Source organism: Pseudoalteromonas amylolytica (assembly GCF_001854605.1).
In the GTDB taxonomy this organism is placed as follows: domain Bacteria; phylum Pseudomonadota; class Gammaproteobacteria; order Enterobacterales; family Alteromonadaceae; genus Pseudoalteromonas; species Pseudoalteromonas amylolytica.
Map to the genome: position 1 here is coordinate 48,006 of NZ_MKJU01000029.1, position 20,813 is coordinate 68,818.

Genomic DNA, 20,813 nt, shown 5'->3' on the forward strand with positions numbered 1-20,813 from the left:
CTGTAACTTATGAAGAGTGAACCGACGACTGTCTGAATACAGGAAGTGGTTGCGGGAGCCGGATTTGAACCGACGACCTTCGGGTTATGAGCCCGACGAGCTACCAGGCTGCTCCATCCCGCGCCTGTAAATTTATTGCTTCGTTTCGTCGGGAACCGACGACCTTCGGCTTTTAGGCTTAGGGAGTCCGGCGAATGATTTATCATTCTGCTCCATCCCGCGCCTGTATATAGATAAATTTTACTTCCTACCTAAAAAGAAGTGGTTGCGGGAGCCGGATTTGAACCGACGACCTTCGGGTTATGAGCCCGACGAGCTACCAGGCTGCTCCATCCCGCGCCTGTATATAGATAAATTTTACTTCCTACCTAAAAAGAAGTGGTTGCGGGAGCCGGATTTGAACCGACGACCTTCGGGTTATGAGCCCGACGAGCTACCAGGCTGCTCCATCCCGCGCCTGTAATTTAAAGCTTAGCTTTAAATTTTACTTTTAAAAAAACAAACCTTTAACAAGAGTTTTTTGGCCTGTCTTCCTAAGAGGCCGCTATCATATAGCATTCAATATTAAATGCAAGCGTTAACTAAGCGACTGTGTTCTAAACGCGCAAATATCAACCAAAATGCAATATTAGCTGCGATGATGTGGTGTGATGAGTTTTTGCCACTGCCAATCAGGATGACCCATGACGATAAAATCAGGGTTCTCAGTGATCTCTCGCTGGTTGTATGTAAGGGGGTTGAACTCAGCGTCTGTAATACAGCCTCCTGCTTCTTCCACTATCACCTGTGACGCTCCAGTATCCCATTCTCCCGTTGGGCCAACGCGCAAAAAGCAGTCTGCTTTTCCCTCGGCTATCATACATGCTTTGAGTGAGCATGAACCTAGTGCTACAGTATCAAACTGGCTATTTAGATACTGACTGACCGCTTCGAGCTTTTGTCTTCGGCTAACCGCTAGCGTTAGATTTTGTGGCGTTGCAACAAATATTTGTTGCTGTGATTGTGGCGTTCGTTTAAAAGCCCCCTGTCCTTTGGTTGCGTAATAAGTAGTTTGTTTTGCAGGCCAATAAATAACGCCTAATACAGGTTTATTATTCTCCACTAATGCAATATTTACCGCAAAATCTCCGCTTTGTAATATGAACTCCCCGGTACCATCCATAGGATCAAGTAACCAATAGCGCTGCCAATGCTCGCGTAGTGATAAGTCAGGTATGGGAGTTTCCTCCGACATAATTGGGATATCTGGCGCAATCTCCTTTAATCCTGCCATCAGCACTTCATTGGATGCTAAATCAGCTGCCGTCACAGGGGTATGGTCCGACTTTTCTTGTGCGCCGATATCTTCATTTTGATAGATATCCATAATAGCCTCGCCCGCTCGAATTGCCAGCGAGATGCAAGGTTCTAGCAGTTTTTGCATGTTAAACCTCCTGCGCCAAATATTGTTGCAGCAATAACAATGCAGCAACACTACGTGCCTCCGTAAAATCACTTTGTGCCAATAATGATTGCCACTGATCTAAAGGCCACTTTACGGTAACTAAAGGTTCTGGCTCATCACCTTCTAACTGCTCAGGATAAAGCTCTTTTGCTACGATAATGTGCATTTTGGCGTTAAAATAGCTCGGCGCCAAAGATAATGTTTTTAGATCGCAAAAGTATTTTGCACCAAAGCCAACCTCTTCTTTTAACTCTCGGTTGCCTGCTTCAGTCGGAGTTTCGCCTGGATCTATTAAACCTTTGGGAAACCCAAGTTGATAATTGTGTGTCCCTGCACAATATTCTCTTACTAATAATAGCTCATTTTCTGCAGTTATTGGCACTATCATCACAGCTCCTCGTCCGCCCCCTCTAATTCTCTCATATTGACGTTGTTCGCCGTTAGAGAACTGCAAATGCAACGCTTCTACGGTAAATAAGCGACTTTTTGCAGCCACTTCACATTGAATGATTTCTGGCGGATTTGGATGCTTTTTCTGTGACATAAGAATTAATTTGTTATCATGGCCATACACTTAATCATAAATCCTTTAATGATAAATGCCTATGCTAAATTGGTCTGAAATTGATACCGTACTTCTAGACATGGATGGTACTTTGCTTGATCTACACTTTGACAGTTACTTTTGGCTACACGTGATCCCCACCGAACACGCCAAGAAACAAAATATCAGTTTTGAACAAGCCAAAGCAGATATTTTGGCACGCTATGAGGCCGTTCATGGGAAATTACAGTGGTATTGCTTAGATTATTGGCAAGAGCAACTAGGCCTGCCTATCATGGCGTTAAAAAGAGAAATTCAACACTTAATCTCAGTACGTGAAGATGTGCCAGAATTTCTTTCGGCGCTCAAAGATGCAGGAAAAGAGCTCATTCTTCTAACGAATGCCCATCCAGACAGTCTAAGTTTAAAGGTCGAGCTAACTGAGTTTGCACATCATATGGATGTACTCATTTCCACGCATGTATACGGTGTTAGCAAAGAAAGCCAATCACTATGGCAACAGGTGCAAGCGGATTTAGGGTTTGATAAGCGACGAACTTTGTTTGTTGACGACAGCCTCAGTGTATTAAACTCTGCACGAGAATTTGGTATTGGCCACCTACTTGCTGTGGCCAACCCAGACAGTAAGTTGCCAGCGAATGTGATCACTGACTACTTATCTATCACCGACTATAGAACCTTATTACCTATCAAATAGTCCGTTACGCTGGGTAGCGTTGTTGCAGTCCAGCGTAAACATTTTTAGCAAAATCAGGGTGTTCGGTGTCCAGACTCTTAACTACCTCAACAAGGTGCTCATTGTCTTCCTGTCCGTTCCATACCTTGATATAGCTGCCTTCTTTGTAGCCATGGTCTTGACGGAAAAAGTTCAAGGTGTTTTTACCGACGTAACCGCGATATAGATCATCAATATCCATACCGATTTGCTGCATACACCCTGCAAACGCTTTAGCATTAAATTGCTTGTCCGCCACGGCGCTGGCAGCCAACACTTCTAATGTTTGTTTGAAGTCATCTGACATTTGCGGCTGGCTAAGCTCCGTATCCAACTGCTCCGCTAACGCTTGGTAAGATGTTTTCCCATCAATACGTAGTGATAAACCAAAATGGAAAATATCAACCAGCTCTAAGATCACTTGTTCGGTATCTGGGGTTTGTTTCTTCCACCATTTCCAGCCATAGTGATCGAGCATTTCTGCACACTCAACCCAAATTGCGCGATACCATTCAAACCCTTGGTTAAACCATTGCTCATGTACTTTTGTGTTCATGGCATTTTGCATTTCTAACATCACGACTAGCTTAGTGATATTGGTTGACATTGCGCTCTCTCTTTATGCTGTGAAAAGGCCAACATCATACCCTAGCGAGATAATTTCTGCACTGGCTGGCCCGCAAATTTTGTTGTTTAAAAAGTGTTACTAACGGTTTTCCAAACGATTGTAATCAAATAAGCCATACTCTACTCCTCGGTACTTTTTAGCCACTTGATGCAGTAAGTCACTGTATTGCCAAAATTGAGGGTGAGTACGCCTTATCGCAAACTTAGCGGTAACATCTTGATATTGTTCTTCACTTTCCACAGCTTTCAACTGAGTTACAAATGCCTGAGTGTTTTGCTCATCAGCCAAGTACCAAATCGCCTCTGGATAATCACCAATAAAACCGGGGACCAATGTGGCCGTATCTTCTTCATAAGCCCGCTGGCCATCTTCATTCAACAGACTCGAGATATTGTAATGTGCGTTGTGATGAAGCAAGGTAAACGCCTTATGCGCTCCGTTTTGCTGCCTTTGCAAAATGAAAGACACTTGAGGCAGAACATTAATAGCCTTATGGGGAAGGTTGTTTAACTGAGCGAGCACCGAAGATTCAGATGTATGGTCGTAACGCTTGCTCAATACGGGATTAAGCGCCGTTTTTATCTTTTCGTATAGCTCAGTTTTGGGATCATCCGTAACATATTCAATACCCGTAGGCGCTGCCAGTAGAGTCTTGCGATTAATAAATTCACTTAAGCTAATATGAGAGCGGCGATACCAGTGGTTTTTAACCTCTTGACGCTCGTCTTGAGGCAACAAGTTAATAAAGTTTTGCTCACCTTCCAGACGTAGGAAGTCCATGTACAAGCGAGTGATTAGCTGATGTCCAATGTTACCGTATACATCAAACCCTGCCACCAGCAGATAGTGGATCCGTTCAAATAAGGCGTAATCTAACAGCCACATGGTTTTTGGCGCTTGTCCAACAAACCCTTTGACCACTGTAGCGCTATCAAAGTGACGAAACACCGTCAGTGCTGCGTTGTCATTATGGCCATCCCCTTGCCAAATTAAATCAGTGGTCAGTAGTTTGCCATCAGCCAACAGTTCGTTCGCTAATTTAGTCTTGGCGCGTATATATTCATGCTGACGATTTGCATACTTGATCCAGCTTGGCAGCGGTAATACATTGCTTTGTTCCGCCGCTGGTAATGCCAAGTCATCTTCGTGCTGTAAGAGTAAATCGCTAACGGCTGGTACGCTGTTTTTTTCAGGGTCAATGAATGCAACCCAAAACTGATCATTGATCACATTCAGCGCAATTTGGCCGCGGCAAACAGGACCCTTGATGTATCCCTTGATGATAAGCTCCGCCTCATCAAGCATAAATTGATATTTTGACTTAACTGGAATGACTGAGAACACCTTGAAAGGGTTAGAGGCGACTTTCGGCTCATAGCTGGGTAGCTTCTCTACCTGATAATCCGGTTTAATAAATTGCGAATACAGACGAGACATTTTGTGATCAGTCAGCGCCAACGGCATATGGGTTTTTGCTAGTATGCTGCTACGATCATGCATCAATCTATAATAGACTCTGCTCACGCCAGGATCATCATATGGTCGCCGAGTTGAGATTAATTCTATGGGCTTTCCAGGGGGTGTTTTTGAACGCACTAGTTTAAAAAAGTTAGGAGAGCTGCTGGCATTGACCTTTGGAAAATAAATATGAGCGAGATACCAATGTTCATAGATGTATCTTGCTGCCAATTGGTATTTTAGTTCATGTTGATTTAAAAACTGCTCCCAGCGCTCAACCTGCTGCAATTCTTGCGGTGTGGGAGGCGCTACCTGTGCCATTTTGGCACCTTGTTTGAGCCAAGTTTCTAGTTGCTTAAATTCACTATGAGAAATTGCGGGCAATCCATACGGCATTCCAGCATGAGGTTTAGTTTTTGCCAAGCTGGCAAATTCATCCATACTCGGACAACTTTGTTGTCTATCTAAAGAAAAATCAAATTCATTCCCAAGCACCCCTTGTTCTGGGAATGGGTGACTCATTTTTAGCAGCAGGCTGTTGTATAAAACACTGCCTGCTAGGTTCGCTTGCTCACTCTGGTGGCGCTCATTTAATACGGGCGTAAAGCCTTTATCACGCCACTGTTGTGTGTTATCCGCATCAAATAGCAACCTGCTTGGTGACTGGGCCAGTAAACGAGTGCCATTGTAAACACGCTCTTTACTCAGACCTCGGTCAACCCCTTCGGGAGAAGACAATTTGAGCTGACATGGCGCATCATAACAGCCATGACACACTACGCAGCGTTGCTCCAACACAGGTTTAACCAACTGCAAATACCCAGCCCCTTCACCGTTGGAGGGGCCAACGTCACGCACCTGTACATGCTGAGGACCATAAATGTCATCGTAGTGGCTAAAGCCAATTGCCACACACCCCGACAGCACCATAGCCATAAATATCATCCACCAGGTACGTGTTCTCATCAGCTATCCTCTTCTTCACCTAAGTCAAAAGTTGGCATCATCTCCATAGGTGGAGAAATAAAAACTTGATCGTTATCCAAGCTCAATACCGCACTGAGCACTGGTCCATGATTCAACAACAGTTGGGCTTGGTGTTGTGCATTGAGCAAAGCTTCAAACTTCGCCTGTTGCGCATGGAGTTGATAATCTTCCAAATTAATACTGATGTTTTCTTCCGCCTTGGGGTTTTGGCACAGATTTGCCAACAGCGTTTCATCCAGCACCACCTCCATAATAAGGTCTGGAGAGGCCATATCACGTTGTTCCAATTGATCATTCAGTAAAAATAGCGGCAAGCTTAGAGGTGTATTTTCAGATAATTCCATGATTGTATTTTGTATTGAGAGCCGATTAGATTCTCACATACTAGCATAAAATAACTGAATCTTAGTTGATTGATGGCTTACCCTGTGCCCAAAATAAGCCATATAAAAACCCCGCAGAATTATTACCAAGGCAGGGTTTCGCCATTTGAGTGCCAAAACCCCCCTGTATTTTCAAGCGTGAGTTCAGCAATGCGTTGGCACAATCGCTCAGCAGCTAATTGCGGTGATATGTCCCCAGCAAAGTTTACCATCTGTGTTTGTACAAAACCGGGGTGAAATAGTCCGACAGCAATGTTTTGCGCCTTTAACTCATGCGCTAAACTCACACTGGCAGCATTAAGGGCTGCTTTTGACATTCTATAGCCGATATAACCACCAGAGCCATTATCTGCAATAGAGCCCATACGGCTTGTGATCATCGCTATTTTACTATTTGCTTTAAGCAAAGGCAGCAAACTATGCACAACACGCAATGGCGCAACGGCATTGACTTGTAATTGGCTATCAATCGCAGCAAAGTCCATATTGTCGAGTGTTTCATTGTGGAACACACCTGCATTGTTGATCAGAATATCAATGCTTTTCCCAGCGAGCGTTGCCGGCAGGGTTGCCACTTGCTGTGCATCACTCACGTCGACACCAGCTACCACTGTGACATTAAGCGCGCTTAGCTCATCAGAGGGTTGGCGTACCACGGCTGTTACGTCATAACCTTGCGCCAAATATTGCTTGCAGAACTCCAAGCCAATCCCACGGTTTGCACCTGTCACAAGCACATGTTTATTCATAACGGACTCCTTTTATGTCTCTCGTTAAGTTGCTCTGAGTATACTCACTCAAACCAGACAAATCATATTCAGATAATGCTCTGCTATGCTGATGATACACACAGTTTGATGGAAGCTGCGAAAGAGTGCGATCTTAAGGCGACCATTTTACCCAGTATCGAACCTGAGATTTAGGCCGGTTCGCAAAGACCGGCCAATCAGTGTATCAAAGTTGATTAAGCCACTTTTGTACGGCTGACTTGGGATAAAGCACTTCTTTAAATAAGCGATGGCGCTCATAAACTAGAGCGCGCTCTTGTGCAGGTAGCCCTGATTGCACTTTACTGTGGTGGGCATTAAATCGCGCGATGATATTAAATTGCTGTGCACTTTTGTCCTTCATACGGGCTAAATTTTTTTGCAGGTAGCTTCGTACATCATCCGCGGTCATCAACCCCTTCGCGTCTGGGTTCATTAACTCTTTTTTTAATGCTGAACGAATTCCCATATTGTTTGCTCCTCTTTGTAAATTGCAACAATCAACTCATTCAATTTTGGCAGCAAAATACACGCCAATTACTTCAGTTACATTAAAGACAGGCAAATAGCATAAAAAGTTTCGTCACTCATCGCAGCAACGAGGTATACTAACGCAAACGATTAGAACGTGAGCAGAATATGTTTGAAGAGCACTCAGATTATATCGAGATCGAGTTGGAAGAAGAACCAATAGAGCTGTGTAATCTATTGAAAGTTCTAGATTTAGCAGAAACTGGCGGACAGGCTAAAATGTTGATTGGCGAAGGCTATGTAGCCGTAAACGATGCTCTTTGCACAGTGAAACGCAAAAAGCTTTATTCGGGTGACACCCTATCTTTTGATGGTGAAAGCTACCGCCTAACTTTAGCTGAGGGTGTAGAACCCGCTGTGCGCCCAGCACCAGCAGATGAACCCAAAGAGGTGCAAACAGCACCAACGCAGCGCAAAAAACGCAATAGAAGCCGTAAAGACAAAAAGGACAGTAACACCGGTCGCAAGCCGATCTCTTTTGGCTAAAACAGCCCAATGACTTGAATTTTTGCAAACGATCACAATACAGTTAGTCATATGGCTAAAAAATATGCCGCAAGGTATGCGGCATATGCCAATCATCGCTTCAGCAAATCATAAAGCGGAGGCTGTATGCAAAATTCATTTGATACTCTGACCCAGCTGACCATTGATCAGCAACAAGTTCACCTCTATTCACTGGAACGCTTAGGCGCTAAAGCTCGGCGACTGCCATTTGCATTAAAAATCTTGCTAGAAAACCTGCTACGTCATGAAGACGGTCGTACCGTTCGTAAAGAAGACATTGAACAACTTCTCAATTGGGAAGCCAAAGCGACACCAAAGGCTGAAATTGCCTTTACACCTGCTCGGGTCGTCATGCAGGACTTTACCGGCGTACCTGCAATTGTAGATCTGGCGGCGATGCGAGAGGCGATGGCAAAGCTTGGGGGCGACCCAAACAGAATAAACCCACTCTCTCCTGCTGAGCTTGTTATCGATCACTCAGTTCAAGTTGACGAATACGGCCACGCTGGTGCCTTTGATTTAAATGCAAAGTTGGAATATCAACGCAATAAAGAGCGCTACGAATTTTTACGCTGGGGTCAATCCGCCTTTGATAATTTAACGGTGGTGCCCCCCGCCACCGGCATTGTGCATCAAGTAAACCTTGAGTATCTAGCTAGAGTCGTATTTAAAAATACCGAGCAAGGAGAAGCCATCGCCTACCCTGACACACTTGTTGGGACCGACTCGCACACAACTATGATCAACGGTTTAGGTGTACTGGGCTGGGGTGTTGGTGGTATCGAAGCTGAGGCCGCCATGCTTGGTCAACCAATCAGTTTACTGATCCCACAGGTGGTTGGTTTTAAGCTAGAGGGAAAATTACCAGAAGGTACCACCGCAACAGATTTGGTACTGACCATTACACATCGACTACGTCAACACGGCGTCGTGGGTAAATTTGTCGAGTTTTTTGGCGATGGGCTTGCCCAATTGCCATTAGCTGATCGTGCCACCATTGCCAATATGGCCCCAGAATATGGCGCCACTTGCGGTATTTTTCCAATTGATGAGGAAACGATTTCCTATCTTCGCTTAACCAATCGTAGTAAAGAACAACTTGCACTGATTGAAGGGTATGCCAAACACCAAGGCATGTGGCGAGAAGCAGGTGATGAGCCCCAGTACAGTGATGTACTCACCTTGGACTTGAGCTCCGTGGTTCCTTGTATTGCAGGTCCAACCCGACCACAAGACAGTATCAATTTAGACGAAGCTGGCAGCGAGATAAAAAATCACCTCAAAGTAATGCAAGACCAACGCAACGAGAGTCATCTGAGTAAGGATGAGGCACAAATCGTTGCTGAAGGCGGGCAATCCAAAGACCCACTCGGTGAAGCACAAGTATTTGGTTTTGCTGAGCTTGAATACGATAACCAGAACATACAACTTGAAGACGGTGCCTGTGTGATTGCAGCGATTACCAGTTGCACCAATACGTCAAACCCGAGCGTCATCCTTGCGGCCGCTTTGGTTGCCAAAAAAGCCAACGAGTTGGGCATTAAGCCTAAACCTTGGGTTAAAACGTCTTTAGCTCCTGGCTCTAAGGTCGTCACCGACTATCTCAAACAAGCCGATTTACTTACCCACCTAGAAGCTCTGGGATTCAATCTGGTTGGTTATGGCTGTACCACCTGTATTGGGAACTCAGGACCACTACCAAAAGAGATCAGCGATGCAGTCAATCGCCATAAATTAATTGTGAGTTCCGTGCTCTCAGGGAACCGTAACTTTGAAGGACGCATTCACCAAGATGTTCGAATGAACTTTTTAGCCTCGCCGCCTTTGGTGGTAGCTTATGCGCTCGCTGGGCGCACCAACATTGATGTTTACAATGAACCGCTTTGCCAAAACGCCAACGGCGATGACATTTACTTGAAAGATATCTGGCCCAGCGTAAGTGAAGTTCAGCAACTGGTTGATGAAACCGTTACCCAAGCGATGTTTGCCAAAAACTACGCCGAAGTTTACAGCGGTGATGACAACTGGCAACAGATCAGCACCCAAGCCAGTGAGCTCTACCCTTGGCAAGAAGACTCTACCTATATCCGCCATGCACCATTTTTTGCCAACATGAGTAAAAACCCTCCGGGGTTACCTCATATCAAAGGAGCTCGATGTTTGGCCAAGCTCGGGGACTCTGTGACAACAGACCATATTTCTCCCGCTGGCAATATTAAAGCACAATCCCCTGCGGGCAGTTATTTGCAACAGCAAGGAGTTAAGGCCAGCGAATTCAACTCGTATGGGTCTAGGCGAGGAAATCATGAAGTGATGATGCGTGGTACGTTTGCCAATGTACGCTTGCGCAACCAACTGGCGCCGGGCACAGAAGGCGGCGTAACCCGCTTAATACCTGACGGCAAAACCATGAGCATTTTTGATGCTGCTATGAGTTATCAAGAAACTAATACGCCTCTAATTATCTTAGCTGGCAAGGAGTATGGCACTGGCTCTTCTCGAGATTGGGCAGCAAAAGGGTCGCTGTTGCTTGGCGTCAAAGCCGTCATCGCACAAAGTTATGAACGTATACACCGTTCAAATCTAATAGGCATGGGTGTACTACCGCTGCAATTCAAGCACCCAGATAGCCACGAGTCACTCAACTTAAGTGGTGAGGAAAGCTTCGAAGTAATGGGGTTATGCGACAACTGCGATGAAGTTAAAATTATCGCCAGTAAAGAGGATGGCAAGCAACTTGAGTTCTTGGTAGATGTTAGAATCGATACTCCCAAAGAATGGGATTACTATCAGCATGGTGGCATTTTGCAATATGTACTCAGAAACATGCTTGAAAATGACTAGCCTTGTGTTGCGACGGCCACAAATGCTGTCGCAACTTCTTTTAAAATCAGTGACGCAAAGTCACATATCCAATACACTGGGCCAGCCAAAGAATTAACAAGGAACCCTATGTCTATCTGGTATCGCCCAATCACTCTAGCATTTTGCCAACAACTTGATGAAGGTGTACATGGTAAAGGCTCCTTAATGAAAACCTTAGACATCAAAATAACCGAAATCGGTGATGACTACCTCGTTGCTACCATGCCAGCCACACCGAGTCATCACAATCCGCTCGGTATGGTCCACGGTGGAGCAAATGTCGCATTAGCAGAAACTGTTGCCAGCTATGCCGCTAACTTTGCTGTGGATTTCGAACACTATTACTGTGTCGGCCAAGAGATCAATGCAAATCACCTAAAAGCATCCAGAAATGGCATATTAAGAGCAATAGCCAAGCCACTGCATCTAGGCAAACGGACCTCTGTATGGGAAGTTAAAATTACCAATGCGAAGGGAGAGTTATGTTGTGTTAGCCGCATGACAGCGGCTATTGTTGCCCGCCCTCAGACGAATACTTAGCGATGATTTGCTGATAACGGCCGGTTTCTTTAAGTTCTGCTAAGCCTAAATTAAAGCGCTCGATAATTTCTTCTGCCTGTGGGTGCGCTCGATTCACACCAATATGTAGTGGCCAGCTCAGCAAAACGGGCAGATGTGCAATGAGCGCTCTGAGTTCAGGTGCTTTCTTTTGCTCATGCGTAAATGCCAAAACATCAGCAATGGCAAAATCAGCTCGGCGTTTGTACACCATCTCTAAGCAGGCACGCAAACTGTGTACATCTATCACTTTAACCTGTTCAATACTTTCCAATAATTCGTGATATGCATAGCCTCTTATTGCAGCGACCGTTTTATAACGTAAACTTTTTGCGCCACGAAAGTCAGCGTGGCTATCTTGGTGGCTCACAACAGCCAATTCATTATGGAAGTAAGGCTGGCTAAACAAGATCGTTTTATGGCGTCGTTCAGTCCACCACAGTGCGGCTATCAGGTCTACTTTGCGCTCTTCTAATAGTATTAGCATGCGGCTAAATGGCGCGGTTTGGATCTCCAGCTCAATACCTTGACTATCAAACGCAGCGTGCAAAATATCATTCACTAGCCCCGAACCATCACTTTCAATGTACGGAGGCCAAGGGTTGTGGCCACCAACCACTTTCATCACCTGAGCCTGTGCACTGACAACACACACGAGTAATACATACAGGGCTATCTTGAGGGGTTTGACCATACATAATTCTGTCATAATATTTGTAATCATTAGTGTAGCCGACAGACAATAATTCGCGGCACTTTTTGCTATCAAGCCTGCGAGCCACCATATCAGCCTTTTACAAGCAAACTTAAAACGCCACCAGTCGTAGTACCTAAGTCTTGCCTTTGCTACCATATCGATATCTCATTTATATAGATGTATTTTATGGAACAAGTAGATACGTTAGTCGTTGGCGCGGGTGTGGTTGGGCTTGCCATCGCAGCCATCCTCAGTGAGCATCAAGACACCATTGTTATTGAACAACATAGTCAGTTTGGCGAGCACACTAGCAGCCGTAACAGCGAAGTGATCCATGCCGGTATTTACTATCCACAGAATAGTTTAAAAGCACAGTTGTGCGTTGCAGGAAAAGGGCTACTTTACACACATTGCCAGCGTTACCACGTACCAGTACAACAGATTGGTAAAGTGCTTGTTGCTACTAACGAGTCAGAAATCGAAAAATTACACTCTCTCGTCGCACAGGCCAATAACAATGGCGTTACCGACTTGCAGTTTCTCAGCACATGCCAATTGCGAGAGAGGGCCCCAGAGATGAACGCGGTTACTGGGGTCTGGTCACCTTCAACAGGTATTGTCGACAGCCACCAGCTCATGTTGTCATATCTCAATAAACTTTCTCAACATGGCGGTCATTACGTTAACAACACGCGTTTTATCAAGGCACATTTTGAGGAAGGGCATTTTGTTGTCACTCTTGCATGCGGTGAAGAGGAGTTTAATCTCACATGTAAGCATCTAATAAACGCAGCAGGGCTTTTTGCACAGGCATGTGCTAGCAACATTGACGCCCTAGCTACACACCATATTCCACCACTACACTACTGTAAAGGGCAATACTTTAGCTATCAGGGCAGGCACCCGTTTAAGCATTTGTTGTATCCAATGCCAGAACAGCATGGACTCGGCATCCATGCGACCCTAGACTTGGCAGGTCAGCTCAAGTTCGGACCAGATACCGAATTTATCGAGCAGCTTGATTACACGCCAAACGAACAGGCAAAACCGCGCTTTGTTGAAGCAATAAAACGCTACTGGCCAAAACTCGACAGTACCCGCTTACAACTCAGCTATTGTGGAATACGCCCTAAGCTACAACTGCAAGGGTCGCAAGACTTCGTTATCCAAGACTATCATCACCATGGAATTAAAGGGTTGATAAATTTGTTTGGTATTGAGTCTCCGGGGCTCACCGCAAGTTTGGCAATCGCACATAAAGTTGCTAAACAAGTCAATTTAGAGCGCGAGTGATACAGCGCGCTAAATACCCTCTATAGCCTGATCTATCTTTTTCGTTCTTTCGTCCATCAACTTTTGAATGTTTTTAGCATCCTTCATCAGTTGCTTGATTTCACTTGGGGTTAGTGCGGATGGCGTTTTGAGCTTAGTGTCTATATGTGCTTTTTGCGTTGCTAGTTCTTTTAGAATAGCGGTGTCTTCAGCGGCCATTATGGTGACCTTGCTGGTATCTAAGATATGAGTTTGGCTCTTTCCTTTGGTATTTGGTTGATCTGAATATACCCAATTCCCATTGGCATCTTGCCATTTATAGATGGTACCGCCAGATGCATCAGCCGAGGAGTCAGTCACATTCTGAACTGATTGATTAAGCTTACTTTGCGCGTCTTTGAATACATTATCGGTCGCCCCCTGTGCCTTTTCAGCTATCGCCTGCAAGCTTAACCAAGGTTTGCCATCAGGCCGTTTGAGCACAAACAAAGAACCCACACCAATAAACATCACCATAACCAATATATAACTAAAATACTTCACTGTACTTTGATCTCTAGAAGAACATCTTGAAAAGTCTAACATGCTTACTCGAAGGTGAAAATGGCACAGTCAATTGCCAATAAATTGGCCGAGAGATTTAAAAAGGACCTATTTAAGCAAAACGATCTGCTACTTGCATCCAAAATTAATCTCTCAAAGCATTCGCAAAAAACTCCCACTTGTATGACACAGAAGCGGTCTCACCTGTTTCTCGCACTAGTTAGCAGTTGGCCTCTGCAATTTAGATACCTAAGGCTCTAACCTCTGAGATTTTCCATATTGACCATCATTATGTTGCTCCTTGCCTACAGCATTCATGTGCCCCAAAAGAACAGTGATGGCATTGATAGAAGAAGTATACTTTTATAGTGGCATCCATGTTTGTACTGTTATTTGCTGCAGCGAACAGCTTACCATGGCTATTTTTCAATCCGTGTTGCGCGTCGTGAGTGATGCGCAAATAATACAATGAATAAAGGGATAGCTTTCTGATAAGCAATAAAAAAGCACAACTCTAGGTTGTGCTTTTATGTGTCCCCATGGCTTGGAGAGTTTAAATACCGTCACCATCAATGTGTAAACCACACTCACGGTTTAGGCCAAAGAAACGCGTTTCTTCTTCACTCATACCCGGTTCAAGTTTACGTGTCGTGTGTACATCCCCCATCGATACATACCCTTGCTCCCAAAGCGGGTGATAGGGTAAATCATGCTTGGTTAAGTACTGATAAACATCACGATTGTTCCATTCTATGATTGGATACACCTTCACCGTACCGCGGCTAATCTCTAGTATTTGCTTATCGGCACGAGTGGATGCCTGATCACGACGTAAACCACTAAACCAAGTACCCGCGTTCAAGTCTTTCAGTGCACGGGTCATCGGCTCAACTTTATTCAACGCATTGTACTGTTTAATACCCTCTTGCCCTTGCTCCCACAATCTACCGTACTTGGCTTCTTGCCAAGCTGGGCTGATTGGCGCTCGGTACACTTTTAAATTTAAATTTAAACGCTCTGTTAGGTAGTCCACAAACTGATAGGTTTCTGGAAATAAATACCCTGTATCTGTAAGTACAACCGGGATGTCGCTACGCTCTGAAGTCACTAGATGCAACATCACCGCGGCCTGAATACCGAAACTTGAAGATAGAAAAGCAGTATCTGGCAAATGCTCCAGCGCCCAAGCCACTCGCTGTTGTGGACTCATAGGCAGCAATAGTTCATTGGCTTGTGCCAACAATGCTGTTTGCGCTTTTCCACTTAACTGTAAGAGCTGTTTGTAATCACTCATTCTCATTCCCAGCATGGCAAACCGATGCTTGCCAGTTTACTTGTTAGTTACGCATGAAAGTCTGTTTTTGACACTTTCACTTCAGCCACAATGCCTTTTCGAATCACAAAGTCTCCAAAGCATTCGTCACTTTGACGTTCTTGTACCCACTGACCTATCAACTCATCCAAGGCTGGTAGATAAACGTCTTCGCCGACATTTTCTAAATACAGTTTGGGTACTCGGGTTCCTTCACGGTTACCACCTAGGTAAACATTGTATTTACCTAAGCCTTTACCGACTAAGCCGATTTCAGCCAACATCGCGCGGCCACAGCCGTTAGGGCAACCGACTACACGCAAGATAATGCTGTCATCAGCTACGCCGTGCTTATCTAGCAGGCCCTCGACTTGAGTCACTAGCTCAGGTAAATATCGCTCGGCCTCAGCCATTGCCAACGGACATGTTGGCAAAGCTACACACGCCATTGAATTTTTGCGTTGTACCGTGTGCTCATCGTTGATCAAGCCATGCTCACGTGCCAATTGTTCAATAGTGGCTTTTTGATCCGCAGGCACACCCGCAATGATCAGGTTTTGGTTTGCCGTCATACGGAAGTCACCTTGGTGAATTTGGGCGATCTTGCGACAACCTGTTTTCAACGGTTTACCTGGGTAGTCCAAAATGCGGCCATTTTCGATAAATAAGGTCAAATGGTGTTTACCATCAATTCCTTCCACCCAACCAAAGCGATCTCCACGATGAGTGAACTCATACGGACGGCTTGGTTCAAACTCAACACCCGCACGTTTTTGGACTTCTGCTTTGAAAGCATCCGCGCCAAATGTATCCAAGGTGTATTTGGTTTTAGCGTTTTTACGGTTAACGCGGTTACCCCAATCACGCTGCACCGACACAACGTGTTCAGCTATTTTTAAGGTGTGCTCAAGTGGAATAAATCCGAAATCATCCGCTTTGCGTGGATACGTGTTCACATCACCATGAGTCATTGCTAAACCGCCACCAACCAGCACGTTGAAGCCCACTAACTTGCCGTTATCGGCAATAGCCACAAAGTTTAGGTCGTTCGCATGTACGTCCACTTCGTTGTTTGGTGGAATTGTCACCGTAGTTTTGAATTTACGAGGCAAATAGGTCGACCCTAAGATCGGCTCTTCCGTAGTCTCAGTTTTTTCACCATTGAGCCAGATCTCTGCGTATGCTTTGGTATGTGGTAACAAATGCTCAGAGATCTTAGTCGCCCATTCGTATGCTTCTTGGTGCAACTGTGATTCAACCGGGTTGGTCGTACACAGCACGTTTCGGTTTACATCCCCTGCAGTAGCGATTGAGTCAATCCCAACGCTATTAAGCATTTGGTGCATTTCTTTGATGTTTGGCTTCAGTACTCCATGAAATTGAAACGTTTGACGTGTTGTTAAACGAATACTGCCATACATAGACTTTTCTTCAGCAAACTTATCAATTGCAAGCCACTGACTAGGCTTAATAATGCCACCGGGCATACGAGCACGTAACATGACATTATGTAATGGCTCTAATTTTTGCTTTGCTCGCTCAGGGCGAATATCTCTATCATCTTGCTGATACATGCCGTGAAAACGGATCAGCTGAAAATTATCTGCCGTAAAACCACCTGTAAGCGGGTCTTTAAGATCGGCTTCAATGGTGCCACGCAAATAGTTACTTTGTGTTTTTAAGCGTTCGTTATCAGCAAATTTAGCATTTGGATCAAGTTTGCTGTTTGGTTTGTATTCGGTGCTCATGGCTTATCCTAAAAATTCTACTGTGACGGTCAGTGTTATGTACTTAAATGCTTCAGACAGCCGATTAGTACACGTCTTTTTGATAACGGTTCTGGCTACGCAAGTCTTTTAGATACTGCTCAGCCTGTTCATCATCTTTGCCACCATGGGCTTTAATAATGTCGATCAAAGCTTGGTGAACATCTTTAGCCATACGTGTGGCATCACCACACACATAAAAATGTGCACCCTTTTCAAGCCATGCAAAGACTTCTGCACCTTTTTCGCGTAAGCGGTCTTGTACATAGATTTTCTCAGCTTGGTCGCGGCTAAATGCTAAATCTACCTTGCTTAGCAAGCCCGACTTCACATACCCTTGAATTTCAACTTGGTATAGGAAATCTTGTGTAAAGTGTGGGTTCCCAAAGAACAACCAGTTTTCACCTGCCGCCTCACGCGCATCACGCTCTTGTAAAAACGCTCTAAACGGAGCGATCCCCGTACCCGGTCCCACCATGATCACTGGCGTGTCATCATTTGCAGGCAAACGGAAATTGTCATTGTGCTCGCTAAATACTTTAACTTTTGCACCCTCTTGTGCACGATTTGCCAAGTAGCCCGAACAACCACCAAAATGCTTTTCACCAAAGGCGTCAAACTCAACCAAACCCACAGTTAGATGTACTTCGTCTTCGACTTCAGTTTGACTAGACGCAATCGAATACAAACGCGCTTGCAGTTTGCGGCAACAGTCAACTAAAGACTGCGCATCAATTGCCGCAGGATTTTGCTTAATCACATCAAAAATTTGTCTTGCTTCTATGTACTCACGCAAAGCTGCTTTATCTTCAACCAATGCTTGTAATTGGGCATTGTTGGTCGCCTGTGAATACTTCTCTACAAAACCAGGATATGACTGGGTCAGTTCCAGTTTTTCAATTAATGCATCACGCACCGCAATACTTTCACCTGCAACTGTCACTTTTGTATCATCAGCAATTGCGAGTAACTCTAGTACCTCATCCACCAGCGCTTCATCGTTTAGGAAATATACACCCAGTGAATCACCTGGTAAGTAACGAATGTCGGAGCCATCTAAAGAAATCTCGACATGGCGAACATCTTTCGTTGAGTCACGACCTGTAATTTTTTGCACCACAGACAGTTCCGCGGCAAATGGATTTTGCTTAGTATACTGGCTTGACGCACTCGCCACAGCACTAGGCATGCTCACCACATTGGTAGCGGCGTCCTGCTGTGACTTTAGTTCAGGTTCAAATACATCCAATGCACCGGCAATCCACTGAGTTGCAAGCTCCTCGTAATCGACATCTAGCTCTGCACGCTGATAAACCACATCTGCGCCCAAATTGGTCAAACGCTGCTCAAAATCCTTGGCGGTTTGGCAGAAGAATTCATAGCTGGTGTCACCGAGTCCGATTACGGCTACTTTCACACCTTCTAACTTTGGCGCCTTTTTACTTGCCAAAAACGCGTGTAACGCTTCAGCATCTTCAGGCGGCTCACCCTCACCATACGTTGACACAGCAATTGCAAGAAACTTCTCTTTCTTCAGCGCAGAAGTTTTGTAGTCCGCCATATTTACCAGCTTAACACTCAGCCCTCTAGACTCAGCCTGCGCCTTCAACTGACTGGCTACTGCTTTAGCATTGCCTGTTTGAGAACCATATAAAATTGTTAACGGAGCAGCTTCTACAGCCGCCGCTTGCGTGCCCGCTCCCCCTGCTAATGCAGCAGAGTTTGCATTGGCTGCCAAATAACCGCTTACCCAGGCTTGCTGGATGGGGTTTAGCTCAGCCACTAAACCTTGTAATTTCTGCACTTGCTCTTGCGTAAGCGGGCTGGCCGCAGCGCTAAGTTGACTTAACAACATTGAATAATCCCCGTAACCCTAAAACGTCTCTTGCTTAAATGTGTTGCTTCACTTGCTCAATCATAACGTACAACAAGTTATTTCATAGTTTGAAGCATACTGATCTATGCGGACAACAAAAAGACAAAGATCTGCTTTTATATTCCTTTTGGTTATTAATAACCAAAAACACCAACAAAAACAGATTAAAAGATTTGCTTTAAAAATCGCCACTCTAATATTAACATTGCAATAACAAAGGTTCAGTAAGCTCGGCCTTTGTTTAAGTAAAAGCAAAAATATTAAATCTAATAAAAGAGATCAAAAATGAAACACGGGAAAACATCCTATAAACAAAAGCTTGCGTTTGCGCTAAGCGCTGCACTTTGCAGCCAATATGCCGCAGCACAAGTGAGTAATGGTGACTTCGAAAATTGGCAACAAAACCAGCCAACTGGCTGGACGACCATTGATTCAGGTATTGCCATAAGCGCAACAAGTAATGTCGTAAAAACTGGCCAAACTGCTGCACAAGTAACCGTAACGACAGGCACGCAAAGTAGCACAGATTTGCAGCAGCTCGTTGCGGTGCAAGCAGGGCAAACATATACCTTTAGCACTTGGGTTTATCATACTGAAGGTGGCGTTAAAGCAAGGCTTGTGGTTGATGGTTATCATGGTTACTCTGATCCATTTACTTTAAATCAGTGGCAGCAGATCAGTCATTCGTATACCGCCAGCACCGACACATCTATCTCGGTTGGCCTGCGCTTTTATGACGGCACCGGCTTTGACGGCAACGAAGTGGTGTATATTGATGACTTCCAACCAACCACGACAACTACTCCCCCACCAACTGGCTGCCAAAACACTGAACTCAACCTATCATTAACAACCGACCATTACGGCTCAGAAACCAGCTGGACATTGACTAATAGTAGCAACACCCAAGTAGCGAGTGGTAACGGCTACGCGAGCAATACTACTTACAACGAGTCTTTGTGTGTTGTTGATGACAGCTACACATTCACCATGCTGGACAGCTATGGTGACGGTATGTGTTGTAGCTATGGTAATGGTTCTTATAGCTTAACGGGTCCAACGGGAACATTAGCTTCAGGTAGCAGCTTTACCACACAACAGCAGCATACCTTTACTATTGGCAGTGATAATGGCGGTGGAACACCAACCGACCCATCACAATACTACGCTTCAGCGGCAGGTTTAACTGGCTTTGCGTTAAAGAGTGAGTTGCACAGCATAATTAGCAACCATCAATCACAGGGTTACTCAGCTATTTGGCAATTTATCGACCAGTCAGAGCGTGATATCTATTTTGAAAATGATAACTCGGTTTTAGATCGCTACTCAGAAAGACCAAACGGTAGCGATGCGATAACCTATGTTGCTGTGACCAACCAATGTGGCACATACAGCGTTGAAGGTGACTGCTACAACCGAGAGCATTCGTTTCCAAAGAGTTGGTTTGGCGGCAAAATCGAGCCTATGAACTCTGATATTCACCATATCTTCGCCACCGATGGATATGTCAATGCCAAGCGCAGTAACTATCCGTTTGGTGAAGTAGCAAGCGCCACATACACCTCAAGCAATGGTAGTAGACTTGGCTCAGCCGCATCTAGTCTTAATTATTCAGGCACAGTATTTGAGCCTATCGATCAATTTAAAGGCGACTTTGCAAGAGCCTACTTTTATATGGCTACTCGCTATGAAGATGTGATCAGCACTTGGCAAAACAATACTGAGTACAGTAACGCTGTACTTGATGGCAGTGCCAGTCAGGTGTTTGAGCCTTGGGTTATTGCCATGCTAAAACGCTGGCATGAGGCCGACCCTGTGGATGCAATTGAACAAGCACGCAACCAAGCGGCTTACGAGTTTCAAGGCAACCGCAACCCATTTGTAGACCACCCTGAGTTTGTACAGCAGATCTGGTAAACAACTAATCTAGCCAAAAAAA

At 44.9% G+C, this 20,813-nt stretch carries 18 protein-coding genes and 3 tRNA genes; 6 read left to right on the forward strand and 15 right to left on the reverse strand.

Features of this window, described 5'->3' with window-relative positions; all coding sequences use genetic code 11:
• Positions 1–46 precede the first annotated feature (46 nt).
• The 5 genes from BET10_RS15710 to nudE form a co-directional block, all read right to left on the reverse strand.
• Positions 47–123: transfer RNA gene (locus BET10_RS15710), tRNA-Met, on the reverse strand.
• A 139-nt stretch (positions 124–262) separates the two neighbouring features.
• Positions 263–339 (reverse strand) — tRNA-Met (locus tag BET10_RS15715).
• Positions 340–379: 40 nt separating this feature from the next.
• Positions 380–456: transfer RNA gene (locus tag BET10_RS15720), tRNA-Met, on the reverse strand.
• Between the two features lie 172 nt (positions 457–628).
• A complete protein-coding gene (gene cysQ, locus BET10_RS15725; protein ID WP_070986546.1) occupies positions 629–1,423 on the reverse strand; it encodes a 3'(2'),5'-bisphosphate nucleotidase CysQ in 795 nt (264 codons plus the stop codon).
• 1 nt (position 1,424) lies between these two features.
• Entirely contained in the window at positions 1,425–1,988 is a 564-nt protein-coding gene (gene nudE / locus BET10_RS15730; protein ID WP_070986576.1) for an ADP compounds hydrolase NudE, read from the reverse strand.
• A gap of 61 nt (positions 1,989–2,049) precedes the next feature.
• Between nudE and yrfG the strand changes: the two genes are divergently transcribed.
• Complete coding sequence (gene yrfG, locus BET10_RS15735; RefSeq protein ID WP_070986547.1) at positions 2,050–2,706, forward strand: GMP/IMP nucleotidase; 657 nt, start codon at positions 2,050–2,052, stop codon at positions 2,704–2,706.
• Positions 2,707–2,710: 4 nt separating this feature from the next.
• Here the strand turns inward: yrfG and BET10_RS15740 are convergent, their stop codons facing one another.
• The 5 genes from BET10_RS15740 to BET10_RS15760 form a co-directional block, all read right to left on the reverse strand.
• A complete protein-coding gene (locus tag BET10_RS15740; protein WP_070986548.1) occupies positions 2,711–3,331 on the reverse strand; it encodes a dUTP diphosphatase in 621 nt (206 codons plus the stop codon).
• A gap of 99 nt (positions 3,332–3,430) precedes the next feature.
• The gene (locus tag BET10_RS15745; RefSeq protein WP_070986549.1) at positions 3,431–5,776 is read right to left on the reverse strand and encodes a fatty acid cis/trans isomerase; all 2,346 of its coding nucleotides are present in this window, start codon (positions 5,774–5,776) and stop codon (positions 3,431–3,433) included.
• Complete coding sequence (locus BET10_RS15750) at positions 5,776–6,141, reverse strand: hypothetical protein (RefSeq protein WP_070986550.1); 366 nt, start codon at positions 6,139–6,141, stop codon at positions 5,776–5,778. Before BET10_RS15750 ends, BET10_RS15745 begins: the two co-directional genes overlap by 1 nt.
• 122 nt (positions 6,142–6,263) lie before the next feature.
• Positions 6,264–6,929: an SDR family oxidoreductase gene (locus BET10_RS15755; RefSeq protein ID WP_070986551.1), complete on the reverse strand. Its 666-nt coding sequence runs from the start codon at positions 6,927–6,929 to the stop codon at positions 6,264–6,266.
• Positions 6,930–7,134: 205 nt separating this feature from the next.
• Positions 7,135–7,416: a hypothetical protein gene (locus tag BET10_RS15760; RefSeq protein ID WP_070986552.1), complete on the reverse strand. Its 282-nt coding sequence runs from the start codon at positions 7,414–7,416 to the stop codon at positions 7,135–7,137.
• A 170-nt stretch (positions 7,417–7,586) separates the two neighbouring features.
• On the opposite strand from BET10_RS15760, the gene BET10_RS15765 reads away from it, so the two are divergent.
• From BET10_RS15765 to BET10_RS15775, 3 genes are all read left to right on the forward strand, one after another.
• On the forward strand, positions 7,587–7,964 hold the full coding sequence (locus tag BET10_RS15765; RefSeq protein ID WP_070986553.1) for an RNA-binding S4 domain-containing protein: 378 nt from the start codon (positions 7,587–7,589) through the stop codon (positions 7,962–7,964).
• Positions 7,965–8,090: 126 nt separating this feature from the next.
• A complete protein-coding gene (gene acnA / locus BET10_RS15770; RefSeq protein ID WP_070986554.1) occupies positions 8,091–10,829 on the forward strand; it encodes an aconitate hydratase AcnA in 2,739 nt (912 codons plus the stop codon).
• 108 nt (positions 10,830–10,937) lie between these two features.
• Positions 10,938–11,390 carry a PaaI family thioesterase gene (locus BET10_RS15775; RefSeq protein ID WP_070986555.1) on the forward strand — a complete coding sequence of 151 codons (453 nt, stop codon included), beginning with the start codon at positions 10,938–10,940 and terminating at the stop codon, positions 11,388–11,390.
• Here the strand turns inward: BET10_RS15775 and BET10_RS15780 are convergent.
• A complete protein-coding gene (locus tag BET10_RS15780) occupies positions 11,359–12,132 on the reverse strand; it encodes a substrate-binding periplasmic protein (RefSeq protein WP_170829166.1) in 774 nt (257 codons plus the stop codon). The genes BET10_RS15775 and BET10_RS15780 overlap by 32 nt on opposite strands.
• A gap of 159 nt (positions 12,133–12,291) precedes the next feature.
• Between BET10_RS15780 and BET10_RS15785 the strand changes: the two genes are divergently transcribed.
• On the forward strand, positions 12,292–13,398 hold the full coding sequence (locus BET10_RS15785) for an NAD(P)/FAD-dependent oxidoreductase (protein WP_070986557.1): 1,107 nt from the start codon (positions 12,292–12,294) through the stop codon (positions 13,396–13,398).
• Between the two features lie 9 nt (positions 13,399–13,407).
• Here the strand turns inward: BET10_RS15785 and BET10_RS15790 are convergent, their stop codons facing one another.
• The 4 genes from BET10_RS15790 to BET10_RS15810 form a co-directional block, all read right to left on the reverse strand.
• Complete coding sequence (locus BET10_RS15790; RefSeq protein ID WP_083330579.1) at positions 13,408–13,920, reverse strand: DUF4124 domain-containing protein; 513 nt, start codon at positions 13,918–13,920, stop codon at positions 13,408–13,410.
• Between the two features lie 553 nt (positions 13,921–14,473).
• Positions 14,474–15,214: a phosphoadenylyl-sulfate reductase gene (locus BET10_RS15800; RefSeq protein ID WP_070986560.1), complete on the reverse strand. Its 741-nt coding sequence runs from the start codon at positions 15,212–15,214 to the stop codon at positions 14,474–14,476.
• 47 nt (positions 15,215–15,261) lie between these two features.
• Positions 15,262–16,980, reverse strand: coding sequence for an assimilatory sulfite reductase (NADPH) hemoprotein subunit (cysI, locus tag BET10_RS15805; RefSeq protein WP_070986561.1), 1,719 nt, complete (start codon positions 16,978–16,980; stop codon positions 15,262–15,264).
• 64 nt (positions 16,981–17,044) lie between these two features.
• Positions 17,045–18,853 carry an assimilatory sulfite reductase (NADPH) flavoprotein subunit gene (locus BET10_RS15810; RefSeq protein WP_070986562.1) on the reverse strand — a complete coding sequence of 603 codons (1,809 nt, stop codon included), beginning with the start codon at positions 18,851–18,853 and terminating at the stop codon, positions 17,045–17,047.
• Positions 18,854–19,159: 306 nt separating this feature from the next.
• On the opposite strand from BET10_RS15810, the gene BET10_RS15815 reads away from it, so the two are divergent.
• A complete protein-coding gene (locus BET10_RS15815; protein ID WP_070986563.1) occupies positions 19,160–20,791 on the forward strand; it encodes an endonuclease in 1,632 nt (543 codons plus the stop codon).
• Positions 20,792–20,813: the final 22 nt, after the last annotated feature.

Coding starts and splice junctions, on each gene's coding strand:
- BET10_RS15750 (WP_070986550.1), bottom strand. CDS start 6,141: ATGGAATTATCTGAAAATACACCTCTAAGCTTGCCGCTATTTTTACTG.
- BET10_RS15775 (WP_070986555.1), top strand. CDS start 10,938: ATGTCTATCTGGTATCGCCCAATCACTCTAGCATTTTGCCAACAACTT.
- acnA (WP_070986554.1), top strand. CDS start 8,091: ATGCAAAATTCATTTGATACTCTGACCCAGCTGACCATTGATCAGCAA.
- BET10_RS15760 (WP_070986552.1), bottom strand. CDS start 7,416: ATGGGAATTCGTTCAGCATTAAAAAAAGAGTTAATGAACCCAGACGCG.
- BET10_RS15740 (WP_070986548.1), bottom strand. CDS start 3,331: ATGTCAACCAATATCACTAAGCTAGTCGTGATGTTAGAAATGCAAAAT.
- BET10_RS15785 (WP_070986557.1), top strand. CDS start 12,292: ATGGAACAAGTAGATACGTTAGTCGTTGGCGCGGGTGTGGTTGGGCTT.
- BET10_RS15780 (WP_170829166.1), bottom strand. CDS start 12,132: ATGATTACAAATATTATGACAGAATTATGTATGGTCAAACCCCTCAAG.
- BET10_RS15800 (WP_070986560.1), bottom strand. CDS start 15,214: ATGAGTGATTACAAACAGCTCTTACAGTTAAGTGGAAAAGCGCAAACA.
- BET10_RS15765 (WP_070986553.1), top strand. CDS start 7,587: ATGTTTGAAGAGCACTCAGATTATATCGAGATCGAGTTGGAAGAAGAA.
- cysI (WP_070986561.1), bottom strand. CDS start 16,980: ATGAGCACCGAATACAAACCAAACAGCAAACTTGATCCAAATGCTAAA.
- BET10_RS15755 (WP_070986551.1), bottom strand. CDS start 6,929: ATGAATAAACATGTGCTTGTGACAGGTGCAAACCGTGGGATTGGCTTG.
- yrfG (WP_070986547.1), top strand. CDS start 2,050: ATGCTAAATTGGTCTGAAATTGATACCGTACTTCTAGACATGGATGGT.
- BET10_RS15745 (WP_070986549.1), bottom strand. CDS start 5,776: ATGAGAACACGTACCTGGTGGATGATATTTATGGCTATGGTGCTGTCG.
- cysQ (WP_070986546.1), bottom strand. CDS start 1,423: ATGCAAAAACTGCTAGAACCTTGCATCTCGCTGGCAATTCGAGCGGGC.
- nudE (WP_070986576.1), bottom strand. CDS start 1,988: ATGTCACAGAAAAAGCATCCAAATCCGCCAGAAATCATTCAATGTGAA.
- BET10_RS15815 (WP_070986563.1), top strand. CDS start 19,160: ATGAAACACGGGAAAACATCCTATAAACAAAAGCTTGCGTTTGCGCTA.
- BET10_RS15810 (WP_070986562.1), bottom strand. CDS start 18,853: ATGTTGTTAAGTCAACTTAGCGCTGCGGCCAGCCCGCTTACGCAAGAG.